This is a genomic window from Enterococcus sp. AZ079, from assembly GCF_050547255.1.
GTDB classification, from domain to species: domain Bacteria; phylum Bacillota; class Bacilli; order Lactobacillales; family Enterococcaceae; genus Enterococcus_D; species Enterococcus_D casseliflavus.
Genome location: NZ_CP172955.1, coordinates 2193870 through 2217214 on the forward strand (window position 1 = coordinate 2193870; position 23345 = coordinate 2217214).

The 23345-nt window shown below is 43.8% G+C and carries 24 protein-coding genes and 1 other annotated feature; of the genes, 6 read left to right on the forward strand and 18 right to left on the reverse strand.

What is annotated here, in order from left to right:
- From IGJ15_RS10455 to IGJ15_RS10490, 8 genes are all read right to left on the reverse strand, one after another.
- Complete coding sequence (locus IGJ15_RS10455) at positions 1-1872, reverse strand: beta-glucoside-specific PTS transporter subunit IIABC (protein ID WP_121261847.1); 1872 nt, start codon at positions 1870-1872, stop codon at positions 1-3.
- A gap of 116 nt (positions 1873-1988) precedes the next feature.
- Complete coding sequence (gene licT, locus IGJ15_RS10460) at positions 1989-2825, reverse strand: BglG family transcription antiterminator LicT (RefSeq protein WP_074535051.1); 837 nt, start codon at positions 2823-2825, stop codon at positions 1989-1991.
- A 227-nt stretch (positions 2826-3052) separates the two neighbouring features.
- Positions 3053-4099, reverse strand: coding sequence for a hypothetical protein (locus IGJ15_RS10465; RefSeq protein ID WP_185953266.1), 1047 nt, complete (start codon positions 4097-4099; stop codon positions 3053-3055).
- A gap of 241 nt (positions 4100-4340) precedes the next feature.
- Entirely contained in the window at positions 4341-5156 is an 816-nt protein-coding gene (locus tag IGJ15_RS10470) for a carbohydrate ABC transporter permease (protein ID WP_015509354.1), read from the reverse strand.
- A 21-nt stretch (positions 5157-5177) separates the two neighbouring features.
- Entirely contained in the window at positions 5178-6062 is an 885-nt protein-coding gene (locus tag IGJ15_RS10475) for a carbohydrate ABC transporter permease (protein WP_185953265.1), read from the reverse strand.
- Between the two features lie 30 nt (positions 6063-6092).
- The gene (locus IGJ15_RS10480; RefSeq protein ID WP_121261851.1) at positions 6093-7403 is read right to left on the reverse strand and encodes an ABC transporter substrate-binding protein; all 1311 of its coding nucleotides are present in this window, start codon (positions 7401-7403) and stop codon (positions 6093-6095) included.
- Positions 7404-7573: 170 nt separating this feature from the next.
- Entirely contained in the window at positions 7574-8686 is a 1113-nt protein-coding gene (locus tag IGJ15_RS10485) for an NADH-dependent flavin oxidoreductase (protein WP_010747833.1), read from the reverse strand.
- Positions 8687-8858: 172 nt separating this feature from the next.
- On the reverse strand, positions 8859-9230 hold the full coding sequence (locus IGJ15_RS10490) for a MarR family winged helix-turn-helix transcriptional regulator (RefSeq protein WP_010747832.1): 372 nt from the start codon (positions 9228-9230) through the stop codon (positions 8859-8861).
- Positions 9231-9538: 308 nt separating this feature from the next.
- Between IGJ15_RS10490 and IGJ15_RS10495 the strand changes: the two genes are divergently transcribed.
- Positions 9539-10195, forward strand: a complete 657-nt coding sequence (locus IGJ15_RS10495) for a hypothetical protein (RefSeq protein WP_034868420.1) — start codon at positions 9539-9541, stop codon at positions 10193-10195.
- Positions 10196-10238: 43 nt separating this feature from the next.
- On the opposite strand, the gene IGJ15_RS10500 is transcribed toward IGJ15_RS10495, so the two are convergent.
- From IGJ15_RS10500 to IGJ15_RS10545, 10 genes are all read right to left on the reverse strand, one after another.
- Positions 10239-11615: a TrkH family potassium uptake protein gene (locus IGJ15_RS10500; protein WP_121261853.1), complete on the reverse strand. Its 1377-nt coding sequence runs from the start codon at positions 11613-11615 to the stop codon at positions 10239-10241.
- 78 nt (positions 11616-11693) lie between these two features.
- Entirely contained in the window at positions 11694-12323 is a 630-nt protein-coding gene (locus IGJ15_RS10505; RefSeq protein ID WP_010747829.1) for a V-type ATP synthase subunit D, read from the reverse strand.
- Entirely contained in the window at positions 12304-13701 is a 1398-nt protein-coding gene (locus tag IGJ15_RS10510; RefSeq protein WP_010747828.1) for a V-type ATP synthase subunit B, read from the reverse strand. The genes IGJ15_RS10505 and IGJ15_RS10510 overlap by 20 nt, the downstream gene beginning before the upstream one ends.
- The gene (locus IGJ15_RS10515; protein ID WP_121261855.1) at positions 13685-15472 is read right to left on the reverse strand and encodes a V-type ATP synthase subunit A; all 1788 of its coding nucleotides are present in this window, start codon (positions 15470-15472) and stop codon (positions 13685-13687) included. Before IGJ15_RS10515 ends, IGJ15_RS10510 begins: the two co-directional genes overlap by 17 nt.
- 15 nt (positions 15473-15487) lie before the next feature.
- On the reverse strand, positions 15488-15796 hold the full coding sequence (locus IGJ15_RS10520; RefSeq protein ID WP_005225570.1) for a V-type ATP synthase subunit F: 309 nt from the start codon (positions 15794-15796) through the stop codon (positions 15488-15490).
- Complete coding sequence (locus IGJ15_RS10525) at positions 15786-16772, reverse strand: V-type ATPase subunit (protein ID WP_121261857.1); 987 nt, start codon at positions 16770-16772, stop codon at positions 15786-15788. The genes IGJ15_RS10520 and IGJ15_RS10525 overlap by 11 nt, the downstream gene beginning before the upstream one ends.
- A 3-nt stretch (positions 16773-16775) precedes the next feature.
- On the reverse strand, positions 16776-17360 hold the full coding sequence (locus tag IGJ15_RS10530) for a hypothetical protein (RefSeq protein WP_005225568.1): 585 nt from the start codon (positions 17358-17360) through the stop codon (positions 16776-16778).
- Positions 17361-17373: 13 nt separating this feature from the next.
- The gene (locus tag IGJ15_RS10535; RefSeq protein ID WP_005225567.1) at positions 17374-17844 is read right to left on the reverse strand and encodes a V-type ATP synthase subunit K; all 471 of its coding nucleotides are present in this window, start codon (positions 17842-17844) and stop codon (positions 17374-17376) included.
- Positions 17841-19802 (reverse strand): V-type ATP synthase subunit I, encoded by a 1962-nt coding sequence (locus tag IGJ15_RS10540; protein ID WP_142964363.1) that lies wholly within the window; start codon positions 19800-19802, stop codon positions 17841-17843. The genes IGJ15_RS10535 and IGJ15_RS10540 overlap by 4 nt, the downstream gene beginning before the upstream one ends.
- Positions 19780-20112 carry a hypothetical protein gene (locus tag IGJ15_RS10545; RefSeq protein WP_015509344.1) on the reverse strand — a complete coding sequence of 111 codons (333 nt, stop codon included), beginning with the start codon at positions 20110-20112 and terminating at the stop codon, positions 19780-19782. The genes IGJ15_RS10540 and IGJ15_RS10545 overlap by 23 nt, the downstream gene beginning before the upstream one ends.
- A gap of 110 nt (positions 20113-20222) precedes the next feature.
- Positions 20223-20276, reverse strand: a sequence feature (sodium ion sensor (DUF1646 type); this cis-regulatory element may regulate processes involved in with the transportation of sodium ions).
- 675 nt (positions 20277-20951) lie between these two features.
- Between IGJ15_RS10545 and IGJ15_RS10550 the strand changes: the two genes are divergently transcribed.
- From IGJ15_RS10550 to IGJ15_RS10570, 5 genes are all read left to right on the forward strand, one after another.
- Positions 20952-21164 (forward strand): hypothetical protein, encoded by a 213-nt coding sequence (locus IGJ15_RS10550; protein ID WP_005225563.1) that lies wholly within the window; start codon positions 20952-20954, stop codon positions 21162-21164.
- A 24-nt stretch (positions 21165-21188) separates the two neighbouring features.
- A complete protein-coding gene (locus IGJ15_RS10555) occupies positions 21189-21716 on the forward strand; it encodes a GNAT family N-acetyltransferase (protein ID WP_074535043.1) in 528 nt (175 codons plus the stop codon).
- A gap of 57 nt (positions 21717-21773) precedes the next feature.
- Complete coding sequence (locus IGJ15_RS10560; RefSeq protein ID WP_121261859.1) at positions 21774-22259, forward strand: tetratricopeptide repeat protein; 486 nt, start codon at positions 21774-21776, stop codon at positions 22257-22259.
- A 226-nt stretch (positions 22260-22485) separates the two neighbouring features.
- On the forward strand, positions 22486-22857 hold the full coding sequence (locus tag IGJ15_RS10565; RefSeq protein WP_074535041.1) for a hypothetical protein: 372 nt from the start codon (positions 22486-22488) through the stop codon (positions 22855-22857).
- A complete protein-coding gene (locus IGJ15_RS10570) occupies positions 22800-23309 on the forward strand; it encodes a YybH family protein (protein ID WP_231434972.1) in 510 nt (169 codons plus the stop codon). Before IGJ15_RS10565 ends, IGJ15_RS10570 begins: the two co-directional genes overlap by 58 nt.
- The last annotated feature ends 36 nt before the right edge of the window (positions 23310-23345 follow it).

The window sequence follows — 23345 nt, forward strand, 5'->3', positions numbered from 1 at the left end:
TTAGCCGATCACTTTGATGATTTGATCGCCAAACGTAATCGGACCACTGTTTGCCGTCAAAATGTCGCCCACTTCTGCACTGTTGGTGATAACGATCGGCGTGATCACTGGATAACCTTTTTCTTTGATAAACTCGATATCAAACGTAATCAATGGGTCACCAACTGATACTTTTTGTCCTTTTTCTACTTGATAGGCATAGCCTTCGCCATTCAATTGCACTGTATCGATCCCCACGTGAATCAGCAGCTCAATGCCTTCCTCACTGGTCAAGCCAATGGCATGCTTGGAATCAAAGACTGCTGTGACAGTCCCGTTGACTGGTGCTAGTACTTCTCCGACGGTTGGCTCGATCGCTACCCCTTGTCCCAGAATTTCTTCTGAAAACATGCCATCATTGACTGCTTGCAGGCTTTTTAGTTCCCCTTTTAAAGGTGCTTTGATCTCTGCACCGCTGATTTGATGGGTTGGTTCTTGCTCTTTGTCTGCTGGTGTTGCTTCAGGTGCTTCTTCTGTGACAGGGTCTTTGTATAAGAATAATGTCGCAATAAATGTGACTACGATACTGATTGCCGCACCGATACAGGCATTGGTCAAATGACGTAAGGTGTCATCGCCGATATAGCTTGGCAAAGTCAATAGACCTGGTGAGCCGCCTGAGAAATTGCGGACACGCATGATTCCCATAAACAGACCCCCAAATCCGCCACCGATCATTGCTGCATACAAAGGTGTTTTAAACCGTAAGTTGACCCCATACAACGCTGGTTCAGTGATGCCGAATAGACCTGTCAGACCTGCAGAAAATGCCAATTGTTTGATCGTAGAATCTTTGGATTTGAAACCAACGCCGATAGCTGCAGCTCCCTGACTGACGTTTGAAGCCAGCATGCCAGGATAGATCACTGTATCATAACCTGTGGTCATTCGGTTGTTGATACCGATAGGAACCAATCCATAGTGGGTACCCGTTGCCACGAACAATGGGGTGAAGGCACCGATTAATAACGGAACGATCCATGGGCTGACCGTTTCTAAGGCTTGGATCCCTGCGGAAATCGCTTCACTGATCATATAGCCTAGAGGACCTAAAGCAACTAATGCTACCGTCCCTACGACGAAGATCGTCAGCAACGGTTTGCTAAAGAATTTGATTGCTTTTGGTGAGACCTTATCAGCAATCGGTTCAACGTAAGACATGAACCAAACACTTAAGATGATGGGGATCACCGATGATGAATAGGTGACTGGTGAAATCGGCAAACCGAACAAATGGATGCCGCCACCTGACTCATTGGCTGCTGTCACCATACCGATGAAGTTGGGATGCAGTAAAATTCCACCCACCATCATCGCCAGATACATGTTGGCTTTGAACTTTTGCGCAGAAGAAGCAGCCAGTAGAATCGGTAAGAAGTAGAACGCAGCATCTGCCATAAAGTTTAGAATTTGGTAACTTTGACTTTCTGCCGTCAAGACATTGAAGACCACCAGCAACGAAAGGACCGCTTTTAACATCCCAGCTGCCGTGATGGCTGGCAAGATCGGGGTGAAGATCCCAGTGATCGTATCGATAATTTTCGCTACACGTCCCCGATCGTCTTCTTCTGTTTCTTGATCACTAGTCAAATTAGTTTGGGCAGTGATTTCGTTGTAGACATTGCCAACATCACTGCCGATGATCACTTGGTACTGTCCGCCCTTGTTGACCACACCCATGATGCCTGGTGTGTGTTTTAAAGTGCTTTCTTGTGGTTTGCTGTCATCTTTCAAGTTGAAGCGCAAGCGGGTCGCACAATGGGTCAAGCTTTGGATATTTTCTTCCCCACCAACATTGGTGATGATCGTTTTTGCTAACTCTTTGTAATTCATGTCGTTCCTCCTATTTTGGTCCTTCGTTTGCTTTTCGTGTGTCAAAACATAAAAAAATACCTAAACGAACCCCTTGGGAGTTCATTTAGGTATAGCCTGCCAATCCAGTAACAATCCTAAGCACTTGTTATTCGTTTGATGTGTATAGTTAAATAGATCAATTCGTCTTCTTCTAACGGTCTACCGAATTCTTTGTTGATGTAGTCGCTGATTTTCAGCGCACACGCATATTCCTTCATATAGCGGTCTTTCAACATAAAAATAAAACTGCCGGTTCCTGCATCATCGAGCTTTGTTCCGCTGAATAAGCGCTGGACAAAAAATTTCAAATGGGTCACAAAGCGTTCGTAGTTCAATGAATACTCATCAAGCTCCATTGAAAAATGATATTTAACGATGTTTAGGATATGCTGAATGATCTTCGCCATTTCCGATACTTGACTGACCTGCGCCATATCCAACTCCGCATTGACGATGTGCAATGCTATGAAGCCGGCTTCATCTTCTGGCAGCTCGATCGCCAAGCGATTTTTGATGATCGATAACGCTTCTTTGCCAATGAGGTATTCATGGTTATAAAACCGCTTGATTTCCCATAGCAAGGCATTTTTGATTTCCATGCCATTTTGATAGCGCTCGATAGCATAATTGATATGATCGGTCAGCGTCAGAAATAATTTTTCGCTCAATTTTTTCCCAAGGGAAACTTTTGCAAAACTGATGATCTCATTCGCTACTTGAATATGTTCGATAGGGATAGAAGAAAGTAATTGGGTTAGTTTTGTGACATTCCACTCTTGTGTACTGAGATAGACTTTTTCAATCTTGGTATCGTCGATCACATCGCCTGGCTTTTTCTTAAAGCCTAAGCCTTTGCCCATGACGACCAATTCTTGTTTTTCCTCATTCTCAGAAATCACAATGTTGTTATTGATCACTTTTGTTACGTTCATTTTAACGACCCTATTCTTCTTTAGATTTCTTCACACAAAAAAATAGGTATAGCCCGCCTAAAGCGGTAACAATCCTCAGAGCCAGTGTAGCATGAGAAAAATCACTCGTCAATGGGGATTTTTAACCGCTTGTTTAAAAGCAGAAAACAGCGCTGCTGCCATTTGAGTCTTTGGCAGAACGCTGTTCACTGGTTTATGGCTCACTAACTCTCTTTGTGAGAGATGAATTAGATACGATTTTCGTGGTCAGCAGTTTTGACTAAGTTTGCACCCACCATACCACCGATTGACGTAAGAACGAGTCCTAAGACCATTGCCACAAAGCCCCAAATGGATGCTTTGGCTGTTGCATCACTTGCTTCTTCCGCTTTTTGACGAGCGTCTTCCACTGCTTGGTCAATGTCTTGTTTGGCTTGTTCAAGATTTTGTTGCGCATTTTCGATTTGTTTTTGCGCTTCATCAGAAGCATCTTGTAAGCCGTTCACGATATTGTTCGTTGCTTCTTCTGCTTCTTGTTGGCTTAGATCTGTGTTTTGAGCCACTGCATTTGAGATTGCTTCTTTATCGACTGAATCACCGATCGTTGTAGCACGATCTTGTAATTTGCTTGCTAAATCATCAATGATTTTATCAGCATCATTTGGATTGGTTGCAATGTCTTTGCCAGCATCTTTGATATCATTTGTCGCGTCAGACAATTGGTTTTGCAAGTAGTCTGGTTGCAATTCAGGAACATCGGTATCTTGTAAAACATCATTGACGTTCGCTTGTAATTCATCTGTATTGACGTCTTCCATGTTTCCTGTTATTTCATCGAAGGCTTTTGAAGCGACATCGCCAGCACCAGAGGCCACTGTTTCAACACCACTACCGACAGCAGAAGCAACGTTTCCTAAAAGTGACCCGACTACAGAAAAAGCACCGATCGTTAAGTAAGAAAGCATAACCATCATCACGATCATACTTGTTGCCCATGTTAAGAAACCATGAACCAATCCGACACGTCGAGCAGCAACACCAGAAACAAAACCAGCACCGAATAATGCCAAGACGAAGGTAATCACTGTCCAAATCAATAATCCTGTCCCAACACCATCTAATGGGTTATTAGAGGTTGGTTCCACCATACCAAAACCGATTGCTGAGCCAATCATTGACAGTGTCATGAACAATGCGATAAATGTTACGACCCCTGCAAAGATAGACCCCCAAGACAAATTATAGCCTGCCTCCCGCTCATCTGAACCTAAATAATTTCTAAATCCTCTTTTCATCATTACATCCCCTTTTTGTTTTTTTAACCTGAATTAAGTCTAACAATTGATTGTTTTTTTATCAATCAACTCGACTTGCGCTATCTTTTTGTAAGAAAAATGAATGAATCTGAATTGTTTGACTATTTATTAAAATAATGCCTCTCAAGGCAATTGTTTTTTATCTGAGGAAAGCTATTTCACCCCCTGCGTCAAGCCTTCCCCAACCTTATGGAAAAGTAGCCAAGCTGGTTATTGCTACTTATAGTTTCAAAGAACCGGTCATGCCTTTCACAAAGCCTTTTTGCATAAACAAAAACAATACCAACGTTGGGATCGTTGCAATCACGATCGCCAGCATTTGAACGCCATAATTTGGTACGTAACTGGCTGACGATAAATTGGAAATCAGCAATGTCATGGTTTGACGACTTTCCGTTTGCAAAAAGACCAGTGGTAGCAAATAGCTGTTCCATGCGTTCATAAAGGCATAGATGGCAGCGGCAGCATAGGTCGAGCGCATCATAGGGAAAACGATCCGGAAAAATATCGTGTACTCTGTTGCCCCCTCGATGCGACTCGCATCTAAAATACCGTCAGGAAAAGACTTGAAGTTCTGGCGAAAAAAGAAAATCAGAAACAGGTTATTGACCAATGGCAAAATGACCGCCACGTGCTGATTGACTAGCTGCATTCCTGCCATCATTTTAAACAATGGGATCACCAAAGTTGCCAGTGGCACCATCATACATAGCAGAAAAACCGCATAAATCCCTTCACTCGCCCGCGTTCGAAACTTCTCAAATCCAAAGGCAGCCAAAGAAGTGACCAGTAGACTGACAAGGACGGTGATCAATGAAATCTTGATGGAATTCCACATGATCAATGGGATGTCGTAATTGCTGAACAGCACCTGAAAATTGCTTGCTAGCTGATTCCCAAAAGTCAGCTTCCCTTCGGCAACTTGATTGGCGGTATTGGTAGAGCCCACCATCATCCAGTAAAACGGAAAAATCGAAAAAAACGAGACGATCAGTAAAAAACCATATTTTATGCATCCACTTAAAGTAACTTTCATAGCTGCTCCTTTCTATCGCTTTTATTGATTCGTTTTCGAGAGTTTCAACTGGATTACAGATAAAAGAGCGATGATGATCACTAAGACCCACGACAGCGTAGCCGAATACCCAAAATTTGACGTATAGACAAAGGAGTGATTATAGATCAGTTGGGCGACAGTCAACGTCTCATTGGATGGGCCACCACCTGTTAGATTCACCACTTCATCAAAGAGCTGGATCGTCCCAATGGTGGAGGTGATGGTTGTAAAAACGATCACCGGCTTCAGCTGCGGGATCACTACGAAAAAGAACTTTTGAAACCCATTCGCCCCATCGATCGCAGCAGCTTCTAAAGTGTCATCCGAGATATTTTGCAATCCTGCCAAATAAAAAATCATGTTATAGCCTGTCCAACGCCAGCACAGGGCAATAATAACGGTCAGTTTTGCTAAAAACGGATTATTTAGCCAATCTAGCGGTTGCGTGATCAAGCCAATGTTCAGCAGCCCTTGATTAACGATCCCGCCAATTTGAAACATCATTTTAAATAAAACTGCATAGGAAACCAGCGAGGTGACACAGGGTAGAAACAACGCCAATTTAAAGAAGGAGCGTCCTACAAGCTTCGGCGTGTTCAAAACAAACGCTAGCAGAAGACCCAACAACACCATGATCGGTACTTGAAAGATCAGAAAGATAAAATTATTGAGTAAAGCTTTTTGAAAAATCGTATCATGCAGCATACGCAGGTAATTGCCGAAGCCGACAAAAACCGATTGCAGTCCCTGCATACGATGCAGGGAAAGGTATAAGGAATAGACGATGGGATACAGCAAAAAGACACTACTGAATACTAAAGAAAGGCCAATAAATCCCCAGACTTGTTGGTTTTTGGGGCGCTTTTTTCTGATCGTATTTTGCATATTCATCACTCCTTAAGCAACACAAGTCGGCTATTCGCCGACTTGCATCTTGTAGGTGTTTTCTGCTTCCGTCAACATATCATCTAAGGACATGGCACCATCAAAATAGCTTTGCATTCCCCCACGCAAGGCATCCACTGCCGCTTGGGTATTTACCCCGTAATCAACGGCGGGGATGTCCGCCATCCAACTGGAGAAATCTTTATAGATTGGGGCGTCATTAAAGAAAGGATCTTCATATTGATAAGCTTCTCCTTCTTGTGAGGGTAGGTAAGTCCCCACTGCCCCATTTTCTACTAAAATCTCTTGATAGAATTCATCATTCCCAGCAAATTCTTGTTTGAGAAAATCAATGGCCAACGCTTTATTTGGTGAGTCATTGAGCACCAACCAGCTAGAACCACCCAAGTTCGAGTAAGGTGTCGCTCCAGACACTGTCTCTAATTGAGGAAGATTCGTATAGCCCCATTTTCCTTTTTGATCTTCTGCGGATCGGATTGTCGCAGAAAACCAGATGGCTGAATTGACTGCTGCCACTTCTCCACTCGTCACTGCACCGATCCCTTCTGGCGCAAAATAATCTACTGGTTTTGCCAACTCTTTTTCTTCGATCGTCTTCAGGATCGGCAGCATTTCACGAATAGCAGGATTGTCTTTCAAGAATATGTTTCCGTCTTCATCAAAATACCATAATCCGGCTGACTGCATCGCCATCTGGATATAATGAGTGCCGCGATTTGGAATAAACGCGACGAACCATTTCCCCGTTTTTTCTTTGACTGTCTCACCAATCTCCACAAATTTGGACCAGGTTAGATTGGTGAGTTCACTTTCATCGATCCCCGCTTCACTTAAATAATCTTTGCGGTAGTAGAGTCCAGCAGAACCTGAATCAAAGGGAACCGCATAAACGCCGTCTTGATAGGTCGCATTCGTTACTTTGTAAGGAGCAAATTGGTCAAAGTCAATGTCTTCCGATAATTCTGCAAATTTTCCTTCGTAGTTCAGCAAATAGTTCTGCACGTCATAGTCATCCATCAAAACGATGTCAGGCAAACCTTCGGAGACCCCTGAAGTAAAGGATGAAACCATTTTTTGCTTGGTATCCTCGTTGGACATCTCGACGACATTAAGGTCGATTGCGTCATTGTCCGCATTGTAATATTCCCCGGCTTTTTCCATAATTGGAATATTAAAATTTGTGTCCCAAGCCCAAACAGTTAGCGTATTCTCATCTGTACTGGCAAAATCTTGTGAATCTGCTGTTTCTTGATTTCCTCCACAACCAGCGAACAACAACCCTGTGACAATTACTAGCAAGAACAAGCTACTTTTTTTCATTTTTCTCCCTCCAATATGATTCTCTCCTCATCCCCATCAGCATAAAAATAAAGTAAACGCTTACCTTTACGCCAATTATAAAGAATGATGGTCATAATTGAAAATAATCGGATTGTTCCTCTCCTTCTATCAAAAAACCACCTTCGCCCAAGGCAAAGGTGGTTGTCTGCTTATTTTTCTTCATTTAGGCGATCTGGCATCATGTTTTCCATAAAACCCCAAACGCCGTTTTGTAATACGAGTTCCTCACGTTCGTAAGTAGAAACCGTGGTGCGGATCAACGCATCTTGACCGTCTAAGACTTTTTGTCCCCAATGAGGATCGATCAACAATGCCCGCCCCACTGCAACAAAATCTGCATGTTCTAGCAATCCCGCGGCATCTTTCGATGTTCGGACATCCCCTACACCAATCAAAGGAACCCGCTGAGCGATTTTTTCATAGACATACGCCAACATCGATTTTTCTTGGTACGCTTTTGAAATCGATTTGCGGGTATAATCCGCAAGGGAGATGTGCAGATAGTCTAATCCTTTTTCTGCCAGTTGGTCCACTAAGAACAACGTATCTTCAAAGCGAATCCCTGGTTCTTCGAATTCTTCCGGTGAAAAACGATAACCGACGATAAACTCCTTCACACCTGATTGGTCCACTGTTTCCAATACTTCATCGACGAGCTTCTCAATAAAACGATAACGGTTCTCTAGTGAGCCACCCCATTCATCGGACCGACGATTTGAGTGAGGAGAAAAGAATTGTTGGATCAAATACGTATTGGCTCCGTGGAGTTCTACGCCATCAAACCCCGCCTTGATCGCCCGTTCGGTAGCTTTTTTAAAGTTTTCAATAATCGTTAAAATCTCATCTACTGTGACTTCTCGGGGAACCTGGGCATTTGGTCGTTCGGCAGCAACTGCGCTGGCAGAAATCGGTTGTGTTCCTCGTAGGACCGAGTCATCCGTCATCCGACCGGCATGAAAAATCTGTAAAATAGCTTTGGTCCCATTGGTTTTGATGGTGCTGGCTAATTTACTTAATCCAGGTAAAAAGGCATCGTCGTAAGCGCCTAATTCCCCTTCCCAGCCCTTGCCATCTTCTTGGACATTGGCTGCCGCTGTGATGACTGCTCCGACTTCCCCAGAGCGTAAGCCATAGTAAGCCAACTCATCTTTCGTAATCACCCCATCAAAGAAGGACATCTTGGTCGTCATTGGTGCCATAATGATTCGATTTTTCAACTGCAATCCGCGCTTAAATGTTGCTTTGTCTGTTACATTTCGCATGGGTTTCCCACCTTTTCCATTGGATTCATTTCGCTTTGTAGATCTGACTGGCTTAGTTGCCCAAGGAGATCCTTAAAACAAATCGGTGCATCTTTTTTCTTTTTATCAAAATATACATGCACATGCATCTATATTACAAAAGAATCAAGGAGAAAACAAGTGAAAAACATCATTAGTCCAGCATTTCCTCCAAGACTTTTTCAAAAACGACTTTTGAACGCTGCAGTTTCTTTTCACCTGATTGGGTCAAATCAATATAGATTCCCCGCTTATCATCTTGACAAGAATGCCGTTCGATCACACCGCACAGCTTGTCTTCCATGCGCATGATCATACGTGACATCGCACTTTGACTAAGATCAAAATGGGCGATCAAATCATTGAGGCGCATGCTATGATTGGGGGTCTTTTCTAAGTAATAAAGCACGTAATACTCATTCAAAGACAGATTGCTTTCTGCTTTGAGGGCTTGCTCCAAACGAGCCTCGATCGCTTGATGCTGATTCGTAAAGGCTAACCATTGCCCCATCCGTTCTTTTTCCATCCTCTTCACCACCCATTCTTCTATACCAAGGTATTTTAATCTAGATCCCTGCGTTACGCAAGTCGCCAGAAAAGGCTAACACTTTATTATACAAAATTAGCCAGCTACTGCGGGCGTTCATGAATGTTTTATGATAGAATTGACGAAAAATTCAGCAAAAACTTCCTGTTCTTTCTCAATATTCTATACTACAATAGCTTTAACACCAAAGAATATTTAAGCACTATATCAGCAAAATTGTGCATTCCGACACAATAATTTGCTTGTTTTAGATGTTCTAATATTCTAAGGAAAGGATGAAGCAAACGATGAAAAAAACATTTTCTTTGATTGGGGCACTAACACTCGTCAGTTTGGGGCTTTTGACAGGTTGTAACAACGAAAAAGATACTGCTCAGTCAACCAGCGAGCTAAGCCAGAGTCGTGTGTCTACTGAAAGCAAACAAAGTACGTCGACGCAAACGACTGAAAGCAGCTCCTTAGCGTCAACCTCTACTTCAAAAACTTCGACCACAAGCCAGCAATCGACGGACCACTCTGACACAATGCAAACGACAGCAAGCTCAGCTTCCAACGAGTTTCCATATGCCGTTGATCTTTCCCAATATGGCCCTACACTGACTTTTCACTTCAACGGTTTCAATGTACCAGATACTGTCACGATTCAAAATACGACTCCAATGATCATTTCGATTCCCGACAGAATTAGTTATGAAGCACAAGTCGATACGATCGCGACAAAGGAGATTCGCATCTTTTCAGCAAATGACAATGGGATTCGTACAGTAAAAGTGAATACCCAGTTGACCTTTGCAAAAGAGATCACACCCAATAGCAATCCTGATTTTAACCAAAACCTGTACCTATTTACAAATAAGGAGGGTGGTCTATCTTTGATCACGCCGAACTATGCGGGAAATGTCAGCGATGACCAACGAGATGTGATGTTAGAAGTACTTCAATAAACGAAAAACAGGGAAACGAAGCACGCTTCGTTTCCCTGTTTCGTTACCCGATCATCACGGTTTCATCAGGATATTTGTAGCCAGCTTCTTGTTTGTTGGCTTTTTTCATCAATGAAAAAGCAACGGTCATGATGCCGACTCGACCAATGAACATCAAAAAAATGATCAAAAGTTTGCCAAAAACCGACAAGTAAGGCGTCAACCCCATGGTCAATCCCACCGTTCCAAAAGCGGAAAAAACTTCAAAGGCAATGGTTGGCAACCCAAAGTTTGGGGTTTGCGGCATACGCTCAGTGATCGACAATAAGAAAATCGCTACGAAGCATAACGTCAAGGTAAGAAAGAACAACGTAAAGGCACGCGATACAGCAGATTCTTTGATCGTGCGACCAAAAACTTCCGCTCGACTGCGCCCTTTCAATAAGCTGCGGATCTTGATGATCAAGACCGCAAATGTCGTTGTCTTCAATCCCCCAGCAGTTGATCCAGAGGTGCCGCCGATATACATTAAAATCATCGTCAGCATCAGGCCTGCTTGACTCATTTGTCCGTAATCAATACTGAAAAATCCAGCGGTTCTTGGGGTGACCGCTAAGAAGAGGTATTGGAAAAAACGTTCGATGACCGAGTCACCCGTGATCAACTGTGAATTGGCTTCGGTCAAAAAGAACCCTGCCGTTCCAAAAACCACCAAAACGATCATAGCGATCCATGCCAAGCGGCTATGCAGGGACCTTTTTTTGGACGCCGTATGCAGGAGATCGAACCAAACGAGAAACCCCAGACCACCTGCGATGATCAAGAAACTGACGACCCCCAGCACAAATGGGTCGTTTTGAAACCCTACCATGCTGTTGCCGAACAAATCAAACCCAGCATTACAAAAGGCCGAGATCGCATGAAAAACACTGTACCAAAGGCCTTGCTCCCAACCAAAACGGGGCACGAATGCAAAAGCCAGCAAGATGATCCCACTGACTTGGATCAAAAAGGCGATCCGAATCAGGTACCATGCCAAATGGATTTCTCCAGACATTCGGTCCAGATTCAATGATTCCCGCAAAATCATCCGAGTACTAAGATGGACTCTTTTTCTCGCCAAGATGTAAAAGAAGACGGGAATCGACATGAAGCCGATCCCACCGATCTCAATCAGCATCAGCAAGATCCCTTGGCCCCACAGGTTGTAATGATCGGCTACGGTCAAGGTCGAAAGACCCGTCACGCAAACAGCCGATGTGGCAGTAAACAGCGCATCTAAAAAGTTGGTGCCTTCACCACTTTGGGTGACAGCCGGCAGCATCAGCAAGCCAGTTCCTGCCAATATCAGCAAAACGAAGACCAGTGTGACGATCTGCGGAATCAAAAAGCGTTGCGATGCCAGCTTTTTTTTCAAACGATTTCTTTTTTTCATTTTCATTTCCTTTGACCTTTTGCAAAAACCAATGTCTTAGTAATCCAAGTTTATTGCATTTGTTTTTTCTCTTATCATACCATTTTATTTTGATTTATTCTTCACTTTGATCATTCTTGTTACGTTTGCTCGTTCATTTTCTTCCAGCCGCATTTTGATTCCATAAATGGCTTCTTCCAGCTCGGGAATCGTCAAATATTCTAGGGCATTGACGCGTCGGCGCGTCCGTTCGATTTCCCCTGCCATCAATTGACAGGTCTTTTCGATTTCCGTTAGCTCCAACAGCTTCGGCATGACGTCAGTAAAACGGGCGACAGCATTATCTAACGGAACATTGGAATTCAAAAAGCCGTACTCGATCGGCGCTTGCATCACCGTATCGTCGTAATCAAAATGCATCACTGGCACTTCCACACTCATGATGTTTTTCGTGGACAATTCAAGGGAGACTTCAGTTGCTGGTAAAATAAACATTTCTTCAATGTATTTTTCATTGATTGTGGCATTGGCTAAGCGAAATGCCTTCATGGCACGCTGCAATTGTTCTTCGACTTCTTTACGCAAGCGGTCATTCTTTTTGATCAATTCAATAAATTGACGCATGAGTTCGTCTTGTTTGTCTTTTAATAATTTGTGTCCGCGTTTGGCTGTCGCCAATTGTTTGCTGAGGCGCGACAGCTCCATGCGGGTTGGATTAACGGTTTTTTGCGCCATTGTTCTCCTCTCCCGGTAAGTATTCCGCCAGTAGGGCATCGCTGATCCGCTTCAGCTCGACTTTTGGCAGCATCGCCAATAATTCCCAGCCTAATTCCAAGGTTTCGATAATCGAACGGTTGGTGCGATACCCTTGGTTCAAGTATTCATTTTCGAAGCGTTCCGCAAATTTGGCATAGGTTTTATCTACTTCCGACAATGCCGATTCTCCTAAAACGACTGCCAATTCCTTGGCTTGCTTTCCTTGAGCATAGGCAGAAAACAACTGGTTCATCGTTGCGGCATGGTCTTTACGGGTTTTTCCTTCACCGGTCCCTTTATCTTTTAACCGTGACAATGACGGCAAGACATCGATGGGTGGCTGGATGCCGTTTTTATACAAATCACGAGACAAGATGATTTGTCCTTCGGTGATATAGCCGGTCAAATCGGGAATCGGATGGGTTTTGTCATCTTCTGGCATGGTCAAAATCGGTAGCTGGGTCACTGAACCTTTCAAGCCGCGAATCCGTCCCGCACGTTCATATAACGTGGATAAATTGGTATAAAGATACCCAGGATAACCCCGACGTCCTGGCACTTCACGACGAGCAGAGGAGATCTCCCGCAAAGCTTCACAGTAGTTGGTCATATCCGTCATGATCACCAAGACATGCATGCCCTTTTCATAAGCCAAGTATTCGGCTGCCGTCAGTGCCATTCGGGGAGTAGCGATCCGCTCGATCGCTGGGTCATTGGCTAGATTCATAAAGACGACAGAATGGTCGATGGCGCCAGTTTGACGAAAATCTTCCATGAAATATTCTGCTTCTTCAAAGGTGATCCCGATGCCAGCAAACACAACAGCGAAATCGTCTTCCGAGTTCAACACTTGTGCTTGACGCGCAATTTGCGAAGCCAATTCTTTATGAGGCAGACCAGAACCAGAAAAAATCGGCAGCTTTTGTCCCCGAACAAGCGTATTCAAGTGGTCGATCGATGAGATCCCCGTTTGAATAAACTCATCAGGATAATCCCGCGCTGCTGGATTGATTACTTCGCCGTTGATGTCCATAAATTTTTCTGGGACGATCTCTACTCCGCCATCTTTGACCCGACCTAAACCGTCAAAGACTCGCCCGATCATTTGCTCGGAAACGCCTAATTCCAAAGGATGTCCTAAGAAACGCACCGCAGATTCCCGCAAATTGATCCCGCCGGTTCCTTCAAAAATTTGGACCAACGCTTTGTCTTCTTGGATCTCCAGTACTTGTCCTTGCCGCGTTTCGCCGTTTTGCATGCGGACTTCGATCAACTCTTCGTATTTGACACCGGAGACGCGATCGACGGCCATCAATGGTCCGACTACTTCTCCAATCGTTTTATATTCCTTGATCATCGGTGCGGTCTCCTTTCTGTAAAATTTCTTTCATCGTTGCTTTGATCTCTTGATGCAAAGCAGGAATTTTTGCTAATTCCGTTTCAGGCAGGTACTTCATACGTGCCACTTTGTCTCGCAATTCTTCGGTTCCTGCATAGATTTCTGAAAGATACGCACCTAGCGTCAACGCATCTTCCGCTTCTTTGTGGAGCAGCAAGATCGTTTCCAGCATTTTGAACTGCTTTTCACGAGAGGTAAACGTATCGACGTCGTCAAAAGCGTTTTGCTGCAAGAAATCTTCTCGCAATGATTTGGTGGTTTCCAGCAATAACTGATCTTTTTCGGATAAAGCGTCGATACCGACAAGTCGAACGATCTCTGACAACTCAGATTCTTTTTGCAGCATCCGCATGGCTTCTGTTACTTGTTTGGACCAATCCACTTGCATTTGTTGGTCCAAAAAGGCACCCAATTCGTTTTCGTATAAAGAATAGCTCTTCAACCAATCGATCGATGGAAAATGACGCTTTTGCGCTAAGGTGGCATCTAAGCCCCAAAAGACTTTTACGACCCGCAACGTATTTTGGGTAACTGGTTCTGAAATATCGCCGCCTGATGGTGAAACGGCGCTGATGGCAGTGATACTGCCTTCTTGATCAGAACCTAAGCAAATCGCTTTTCCAGAACGCTCATAATACTCTGCCAAGCGGCTGCCTAAGTAAGCTGGATACCCTTCATCCCCAGGCATTTCTTCCAGACGACCAGACATTTCTCGCAGTGCTTCTGCCCAACGTGAGGTGGAATCCGCCATGATCGCCACTGAATACCCCATGTCTCGGAAGTATTCCGCAATCGTGATCCCAGTATAAATCGACGCTTCCCGAGCGGCTACCGGCATATTGGAGGTGTTAGCGATCAACACGGTTCTCGCCATTAAAGATTCACCACTACGAGGGTCGATCAACTCTGGAAACTCGTTCATTACATCGGTCATTTCATTGCCGCGTTCGCCGCAGCCGACATAGACGACCAGATCGACATCCGCCCATTTGGCGATTTGGTGCTGAACGACAGTCTTCCCTGCACCAAATGGTCCTGGAACGGCTGACGCCCCGCCTTTAGCGATTGGAAAGAAGGTGTCGATCACTCGCTGGCCAGTAATCATTGGTTCGACTGGATTCAGTTTTTGCTTTACTGGACGGCTATGACGCACGGGCCATTTTTGCAGCATCGTGAAAGACCGTTCTCCTTTGGGTGTATCTAAAACATAAATCGTTTCATCGATGGTAAATTCCCCCGCATAAACAGCCTTGACTGTTCCTGAAACGCCATGAGGAACCATGATCTTGTGATTGATCAACGGTGTTTCTTGCACGGTGCCGATGACCATCCCGGTACTGACTACTGCACCGACTTCGACTGTCGGTTCAAAGGGCCACTTTTTCTCATGATCCAACGCAGGCAATTGCACCCCACGCGTCAAGAAGTTGCTTTGGGTGATAGACATGAAGGTTTCTAAGGGACGTTGGATGCCATCAAACATTTGTGACATGATCCCAGGCGCCAATTCGACGGATAGCGGTTCACCGGTGGTTTCGACTGGTTCACCAGGTCCGATCCCAGACGTTTCTTCATAGACTTGGATCGAAGCGACGTCGCCGCGCATTTCGATGATCTCACCGACCACGCCTAAATCTCCTACATAACAGATATCTTCTAAACTTGCATGGCCCATATTTTTGGCTAACACCAATGGACCAGATACTTTAATAATTGTTCCTTTTTCCACAACATCGGCTCCTCTCTATAGTATGTTTTGTCCAACTGCTTTTTCGACATTTTCTTGAATCATTCGCTTGCCGATTCCTCGGGAACCATCATAATCAGGAATCAAGATGACTGCAGGTGTCATTTTTTGTTGGACTTTTGCTAATTCATCGGGAATCAGCTCGGCACATTTTTCAGTCAGGTAGATGATCGTACTGTTCTTCATTAATTTTGCCAGCGCCTGCTTCACTTCTTTTTCTTCCGAGGCATAGCAGACCTGAAAGCCAAATAGTTGAAAAGGAATGACGGATTCTTTCTCGCCGATTACGCCGATTTTATGAGTCATAGTGCCGCATCCTTTCTCTGAGTTGTTCTTCCGTAAAGCCACTGCGTTTGCCTACTAGCAAGATACGCAGATTTTGTAGTTCCAAAACCTTAGCATTCAAAAATGCGAGTAAAGGCAGTGGTCCTAAAGCATCCGTTTGGGCTTGGCCATAGCTTTCTGTGATCAAATTGTCTTGCAAAAGTGCCAAGCCAGCAAAGTCGATCACATGTTCATGAATCAAAGGCCGCAACACTTCCTGATAATCACTTTCTAATAAGAAGGCTAAAAAGTCACTATAGGACGCATCCGCAAACGCTAAAAATTCTTCTTTCGGGATACTGCCGACACTCACTAAGACTGCCTCCATAAAACTGCGCGATCGTTTTTGAAGTACACAACGTGCGGCAATCGTTATATTGGTCAAATCGATCATCTTGATGACAGCTTCTTGTAGCTCAGGGATCTTGATTTCATCTGCCAGTCGCCGTTGTTCATGTAAATACCGGCGATCGTAAATGATATCGATGCCTTGCAGCACGGCGCCGCCTTCTAAGTACTCCCGCACTTCTTGGATCGTAGTCACGATTTTCTCAGGCAATACCTCTGAGGTTCCCGTTTTGATGGCGGTCCGACACTCATCGATCGTGTAAAAACCATCTTCGATCAGTAGATGATCATAATCTTTTCCAGTGACTGACTCTTTGGTCAAGACTTTTAGATTATGGAAAGTAAAAGGCATCATATACAGTCGGAGGATCTCTTGATCAGGAACCAGCTCGGCCAATTCTTTGATCGTCTTTAACAATTCTTCATCGAGATAGGTTTCGAATCGTTCATGAAAATCTGGCTTCAAATAGCGTTGATAATGGGTCTGCTGCAAGACAGCTTCGACTTCAGCAAACCCTTCTGCCGCAATCATTTGTTCGACTTCTTGCGGCTTTAGCAACGTCATCTCTTTCAGCCGAATGATTGGATTCAATTGATGATAGTTCCTCATGGATCAACCTCCTTGTTGTATGATCTGCAACCACCGTTCTCGGGTTTCTTTCTTGTATTCATCAAGCAGTACCTGATAGGTAAAATTGTATTGAATGCCGTTGTCATCCACCAAAAAGCCTGCTTCTGTCAATGGTGCGCCTGCTTTGATTTGATACGGTAGTTTTGATTGACAAGACGTAAGCCAAGCGGCATCTAGATGGGCTGCTTGCTCAGGACCAGCGTGGAAGGTCACCGTCCCGCTGATCGGCAGCTGTTGCAGCACATTTTCAGCAAATGACTGCAGCTCTTCTGGCGTCCAGGCAACCATTTGTTGATACGCTTGCTCAAAAAGTTGTGTCAGGTATTCGTTTTGTTTCACCATTTGCTGCTGCTTAGCGGCACTTGCTTGGCGATTCAGCGCTTGCTGATAATTTTTTTCGGCTTGCTTTTTTGCTTGCTGGGCACGAAGCTGCAAGTCCGACTCTTTTTTCGCCCAGTCACGTGCCATCGTTTCACTGATCCTAGCACGTTCAGCGGCAGCCAAACGTTCCCGTTTTGTCTGCGCTTCTTGGTCTAGTTCAGCAATCATTTTGTCGATTGCATCCATACCTTCGCCCCCTTTAAATCGTTCCTAAAAGTAAGAAAGAAATAACAAAGCCTAAGATGGCATACATCTCAACCATTACTGAGAACATAACCCCTTTAAAGAAATGCTCTGGTTTCTTCGCTAAAATTTGAATCCCAGCTGCAGCGACCTTCCCTTGGGCCATTCCTGAGAATAAGCCAGTAAAGGCAACTGGCAGTGATGCCATCAAGTACGCCATACCAGTCACTGTCGACATTTCACCACTTAAGCTACCATAGATCATAAACGCAATAACGAATCCGTATAGTCCTTGCGTTCCGGGAAGCAATTGTAAAATCAAGGCTTGTCCAAACTTCTCCGGCTGATTCGTCGTTAAGGCTGCCGCTGCTTCACCAGTTTGGCCCACCCCTTTGGCTGAACCGATCCCAGAAAAGATCGTAGCGATCCCCATTCCGATAATTGCAAACACCATACCACCATTATTATTAATTAAGTAATCAATCATTTATTGTCTCCTCCATTTTCTTTATCAAAATCAACGTATTTCTCACTTGGCTTAAAGGTTTCAAATTGGCGCCCCCCACCAGTGAAAAATTTTCCGAAAAACTCTACATATTGTAAACGAGCGGCATGCACATACGCACTCAGTAACGATAAAAAGATGTTTAAAGCTTGTAGGACAACCAATAAGAGAATGCCTACAGAAAAACGAGCGGCTGGCGGCAAATAGCTCACCAATAAGTTGAAGGCTGCTGCGATACTCCCACCAGAGATCCCTAATGCCATCAAGCGGCTATAGCTGACAAAGTCGCCGATGTAACTGGTCACACCGTATAAGTCATACAAGCCTAAAAAGAAGCCGCCCACTTTGGTTTTCCCTTTCAGAATCGGTACCACGATGATCAATAAGGCACTAAAGCCTGCTAAAATCAAGCCGACGGTTGTTAGTGCTGGGACATCGATCAAAAGATTGCCTGCGGCTGCCACTAAAAGACCACTCAAAAGTCCTAGCCACGCAAAGCCTTCGTTGACTGCACCTAAAAGATCCTTTTTGCGGATATTTTCTTTGGCTGCTAAATAAAGGCCTGTAAACAGTTGGATCCCACCAAAAATCATGGATAGACCAAAGATCGCCATAAAATCTTCGGAGGGCGATAAAAGTTGGAAGGGCAATGTAGCACCAAAGAAGGAGCCGTAGATTGCGCCCCAAATCATAGTTGGCACAGACAAAATCTGGAACAATTTCAGAAACCGTTTGGTCCCTTTGGGCAAACGCAAGGCGTGTAGCCCAATCGTGGTCGCGACAGCCATTAATGCACCATAACCTAAGTCAGCCACCATCATACCAAAGAAAACATAGTAAAAAGGCGTCATCCATGGGGTTGGATCGATCTCATCGTATTTTGGCAAGCTGTACATTTCCGTCAACATTTCAAAGGGTTGAATAAACGAGGCGTTTTTTAGTTTCGTTGGCACTTGATTGGCAGCGATCTCCTCTGCAGTGGGTTCTTCAAATGAATAGTAAATCTCGTTGGCAAAGGATTCTTGGACCATTTCCGCCACTAACGGCTGATCCTTTTCTTCGATCCAGCCGCGCAAGAGGGCAAAGGTCTGACCAGCTGCTAAGCGCTGTTGCATCATTGCCCGATTCTCACGAGTCAAAAACAGTTCTTCCGCTTGCTGCAGCAGGATCAGCCGTTGTTTGTGCTGACTGATTTCTGTAATCAGTTCTTTGCGCTGCTGCGTCAAGGAAGTCAAGGCTTGTTTCGTATTTTGCAAAACCACTTTTGGTGATTCGGATGTCAGGCCAGTTTCTTTCTTCACCCCATATCGGTGAAACAATTGGAACACTTGCTCTTCGATCGCTGTTAAAAACAGGCAGCTGAAATTGACTTTTTTGGGTTCAGAATAGATCACTTCGATATGAACCTCTTCCAATTGACGCAAGGCTTCAGCTAGATCTTCCCAGCGTGGACCTTCGACACTCCCAGCAAAAAAACTTGTATGTGCAGGCGCTTCGATCTCCAAGGGTACGTCAAGATTTTGCCATTGTGTCGCCCATTCTTCCGACTGCGTCGCTGCTTCGATCGCTTCGATCGTCTCTACCCAGCGCTCCTGCAAATTCTCGACTTCAACCAGCTCCGTTAATGCTGCTGCTTCATCGAAGCTTGTTTCAAAGTCCGACAGCCGCAAGGCATCTCGTTGCCATTCCGTGCCTTTTTTCGCATCACCATTTTGGCGAATAAAGCGGATCGCTTCTTGCAATCGACGAATCATTGGTTGATGAGAAGCACCTTCTGGGGTGGCTCCTGCAAAAAATTCCCGCAGCCAAGTTTCGTTCGCTTCCTGCTCAAATACGTTCTCGATTTCAACAAACTGCATCGTTTGCAGCTTCGTCAATAACCTTTCTTGGTAGTGCTTCGGGGTGATCAACGTTAGTTTATTTAGTTTGGTTACTGCCATAAGTCCCGATCACTCCTTCAACGATCTGTTGAACCGCTTGCTCTTGGAAGCTTTGCATATTTTTTTGGTAACGATCTAACACTTGCTGATTCTCTTTTGCCAGCTGCTGCTTTTGTGCTGCTAGTGACTGTTGCAACTGCTCTTCGATTGTTGCTTGTTCTTGAGCAAGCGCCTCTTCTAAAGCGGCTGATCGCTCTTGCAATGCTTGTTGCTGCTGCGCTTCTTCCGACTGCAATTCTTTTTTCAAAGCGCGCAATTGCTGTTCATTGGCTTCTTCTGCTTCTCGTAAACGAGTCAAAGCTTCTCTCATCGATTCCCCTCCTATAATGATTTGTATTCTCAACTGAAAAATAAACAAAAAAAGCATACCTCACGAAGAAGTATGCTGATATGAAAAAAGGCCAGCATTCCTCCAAGAATGTTTGCCTCACCCCTTGGCAAACCTGATCCTTGAAGCATAAAAAATGCTCAACCTTTGTCTATTTTATTTTTCAATTCCTGAACTATTATAGCAAAAAACGGCGTTCTATTCAAGTGAAATCATCTTTTGTGAGAAAAAAGTGTTTTTCACCTATTACTGATTCACTTGCTACCTGCCCAACTTTCCACCTAACATTTGCCAGGGATCGGATTGTTCTTACTAAATTGAAATCGGTCAAAATCAATTTAAGACTTAGAATGGTATGAATGAAGAACGTTGAGATTTTTTGAAAATGCTAGACATCATTTAATTGGTACCCAAAAGGAGATAACAGTTCCAACAACCCATTCGATCCCTGACAAATCTTAAGTGAGAAGTTCGCTTATTTCGCTTCTCTTTTTATCGGTGGCAGCGGTTGGCCCTTTTCTTCACAAATGAAATAACCGCCTCGATAAAGGCATGTGTAAATTTTACCTAGTTCCATTGTTAAAGGAAGCCCATTTTTTAAATACATCGGTTTTCTTTCCATTGTGCTCACCTTGTCTTTCGTGGGAAAATCAGTCAAAATAAAAAACAACAGCTATTTCTAATCTTATCTTCAAGATTACCAAAAATTAAATCAATTTCCTAGTTTTTTAATCAAAATATCGCAACTATATCGATTGTTTTATATAAAGATGGATATTTAACGAAATGTGTGTGTAAAGAATGAACAGGAGGAAAAAAGTATGTCAGATGAACGTTGGTTTCAAATTAGAAGAAAGCGAAACATCGAATTGGTTCTTTGTTTGCTTGTCGTCCTGCCGATGGTCTATGGCTTATGGTTTCAGCTCGCTTTTTTGATCCACTACATGTCGTTTTTGTTTCTGGTAGCTGTCTTCACTGCAATCTACGAAGGAATTCGTTGGATCTGGGCTTTTATTAGAAAAAAACGAGCGTGAAAAAGCTTGGCTCTGCTATAATAAATGAAACGAGCAGAGAGGAGTGCTTCTATGAAACGAATCATTATGGCTTGTGACTTACAACATGCCCCCAAAGCTTTACAAGAATCCGCCCTTTCTTTTGAGCCTTTTCTCCCGAATTCTCGAAGTGTCGCAGAGCTTTTTTATTCCGCCTATCATGAAACGTCAGATGACGAAGGGGAATCGCTTGCTGACTGGCAAAGAGAGCTGAGAGAGACCGCTGACGGAAAATACGGTCCCTTGATTCCAGAGCTTTCTTTTCAGTTACAAAAGGATGATCATCCTATCGGTGCCGTAGTAACCAGCACGTTTCAAGAGCTTCCCCTGCTATTATTTGTCGTTATGGACGCAGCCTTTAAAGGCAACGGCTTATCCAAGCTGCTGATGAAGGAAGTGATCCAACGAGCAAAAGGCATGGGACTCATTCACCTTTACTTGGTAGTGACAGTTGAAAACCAGCCAGCCTACAAGCTGTATGAAGCATGCGGTTTTTCTTTTGCAGGTGAAAGCTGGGCTGATCTTTCTCCTTAGCTAAGCTTGCAAGTTATCTAAGTCATTTTCTACTATTTGAAAAGGAGCTTCCAACCAATGAATGAACGAGTAGCTGCTGCGATCCAACTGCGGACTGAAAAAAAACTCCAACAATCAAATGAACAATTGATTCAATTAGCTGCCGAAAATCCCCAAGATGCCTTTGTGCAGTACCAAACGGCTTGGAGCTATGATCTTTTAGGGGAAGAACAACAGGCAATTCCTTATTATGAACAAGCAATCGCGTTAGGGTTATCAGAAAACGACTTGCCAGATGCCTACCTAGGTCTAGGCAGCACCTATCGTGCCCTCGGCAATTATCAAAAAGCCGAAGACGTGTTTTTACAAGCGATGAAGCAGTTTCCAAAAAATCATGCTTTGCAAACCTTCTATGCCATGACACTGTTTAATCTCGCCGAGTATGAGCAAGCCACTAAACGATTATTGACCCTGCTTGCCGAAACCTCTAGCGATCCAGACATCCAGTCTTACCGACAGGCACTTTTGTTTTATGCGGATAAACTCAATGAGACATGGGCATAAATATACCCTATGAAGCAACTCCTCCGCTCCCTTTTCTCGTAAAAGGGAGTCTTTCTTTTGGATATCTCGCGATCATCCTTTGCTACCACCGACTGTCCTTTGAACCTTTTCCTCCAAGCAACGCTACCCATCATTATCGAATTTTTCGATGAAAAACCAGTTGACGGCTCTCAATAAATCTGTTAGTTTATCTATGTTTTTTTAATAACAGATTGGAGGAATGACTATGCCCTTTATTGTCTATTTTTTCCTATCCTTATTGATCATTTATATTCCGACACCAACCCTTTTGTTGTTTTTTCAAAAACTCGCCTCGCAGCATGACAATCTGACGGCTTTCAGTAAACTTTTTCTATTATTGATGATCTTGCTAGATTATTACTTAAGCTATTATTGGTTAAAAAACTGCAAGGTCAAAAAAGCGCACTACCTTTATTTAGTCTTTGTCAATGTCTTCGAGTGGCTGATCCACTTCTATCTTTATTCACGATTTGAAACGATCAATCTACTAGTCATTTTGTTGTTCCAGACTGTGCTTTTGTGCTGCATGGTTTTCTTCCCTTTGTCGGAGAAGTTCCGACGTTTCTTATTTACATAGTCAGTGAGAAGAAGGGTTCACAGTTTTCGGTTTCCTTGATACACTATCCTTATCTATTTGCGAAAGGAAGTGCGCGTATCCACACACCGGAACAAGCTCTTGAAGGTTATATTCAAGCAACCAATACCCACGATTTTCGTCAAGTTCAGCCATTCCTTGGAAAACAGGCGATCTATTACTTTTCTGATGCAACCTGTCGAACACCTATGGAAATTTGCCAATATTTTGAGAATGCTTGGGACTTAATCAAAGACGAACATTATCATATTTCAGATGTACAATGGCTCCACAAATCTGCTCAATCCGCAGTCTGTCTTTATACGTATCACTATGAAGGTTTTCTGAATGAAGAATTTATTGAAGGCTCGGGTAGAGCCACGAATATTTTTGAAAAGATCGAAGGAAACTGGGTTTTGGTCCACGAACACTTAAGCTCCTCAGTTACCCCCTAGCCTACGTCATGATTTAAATGATCACAAGAACTGATT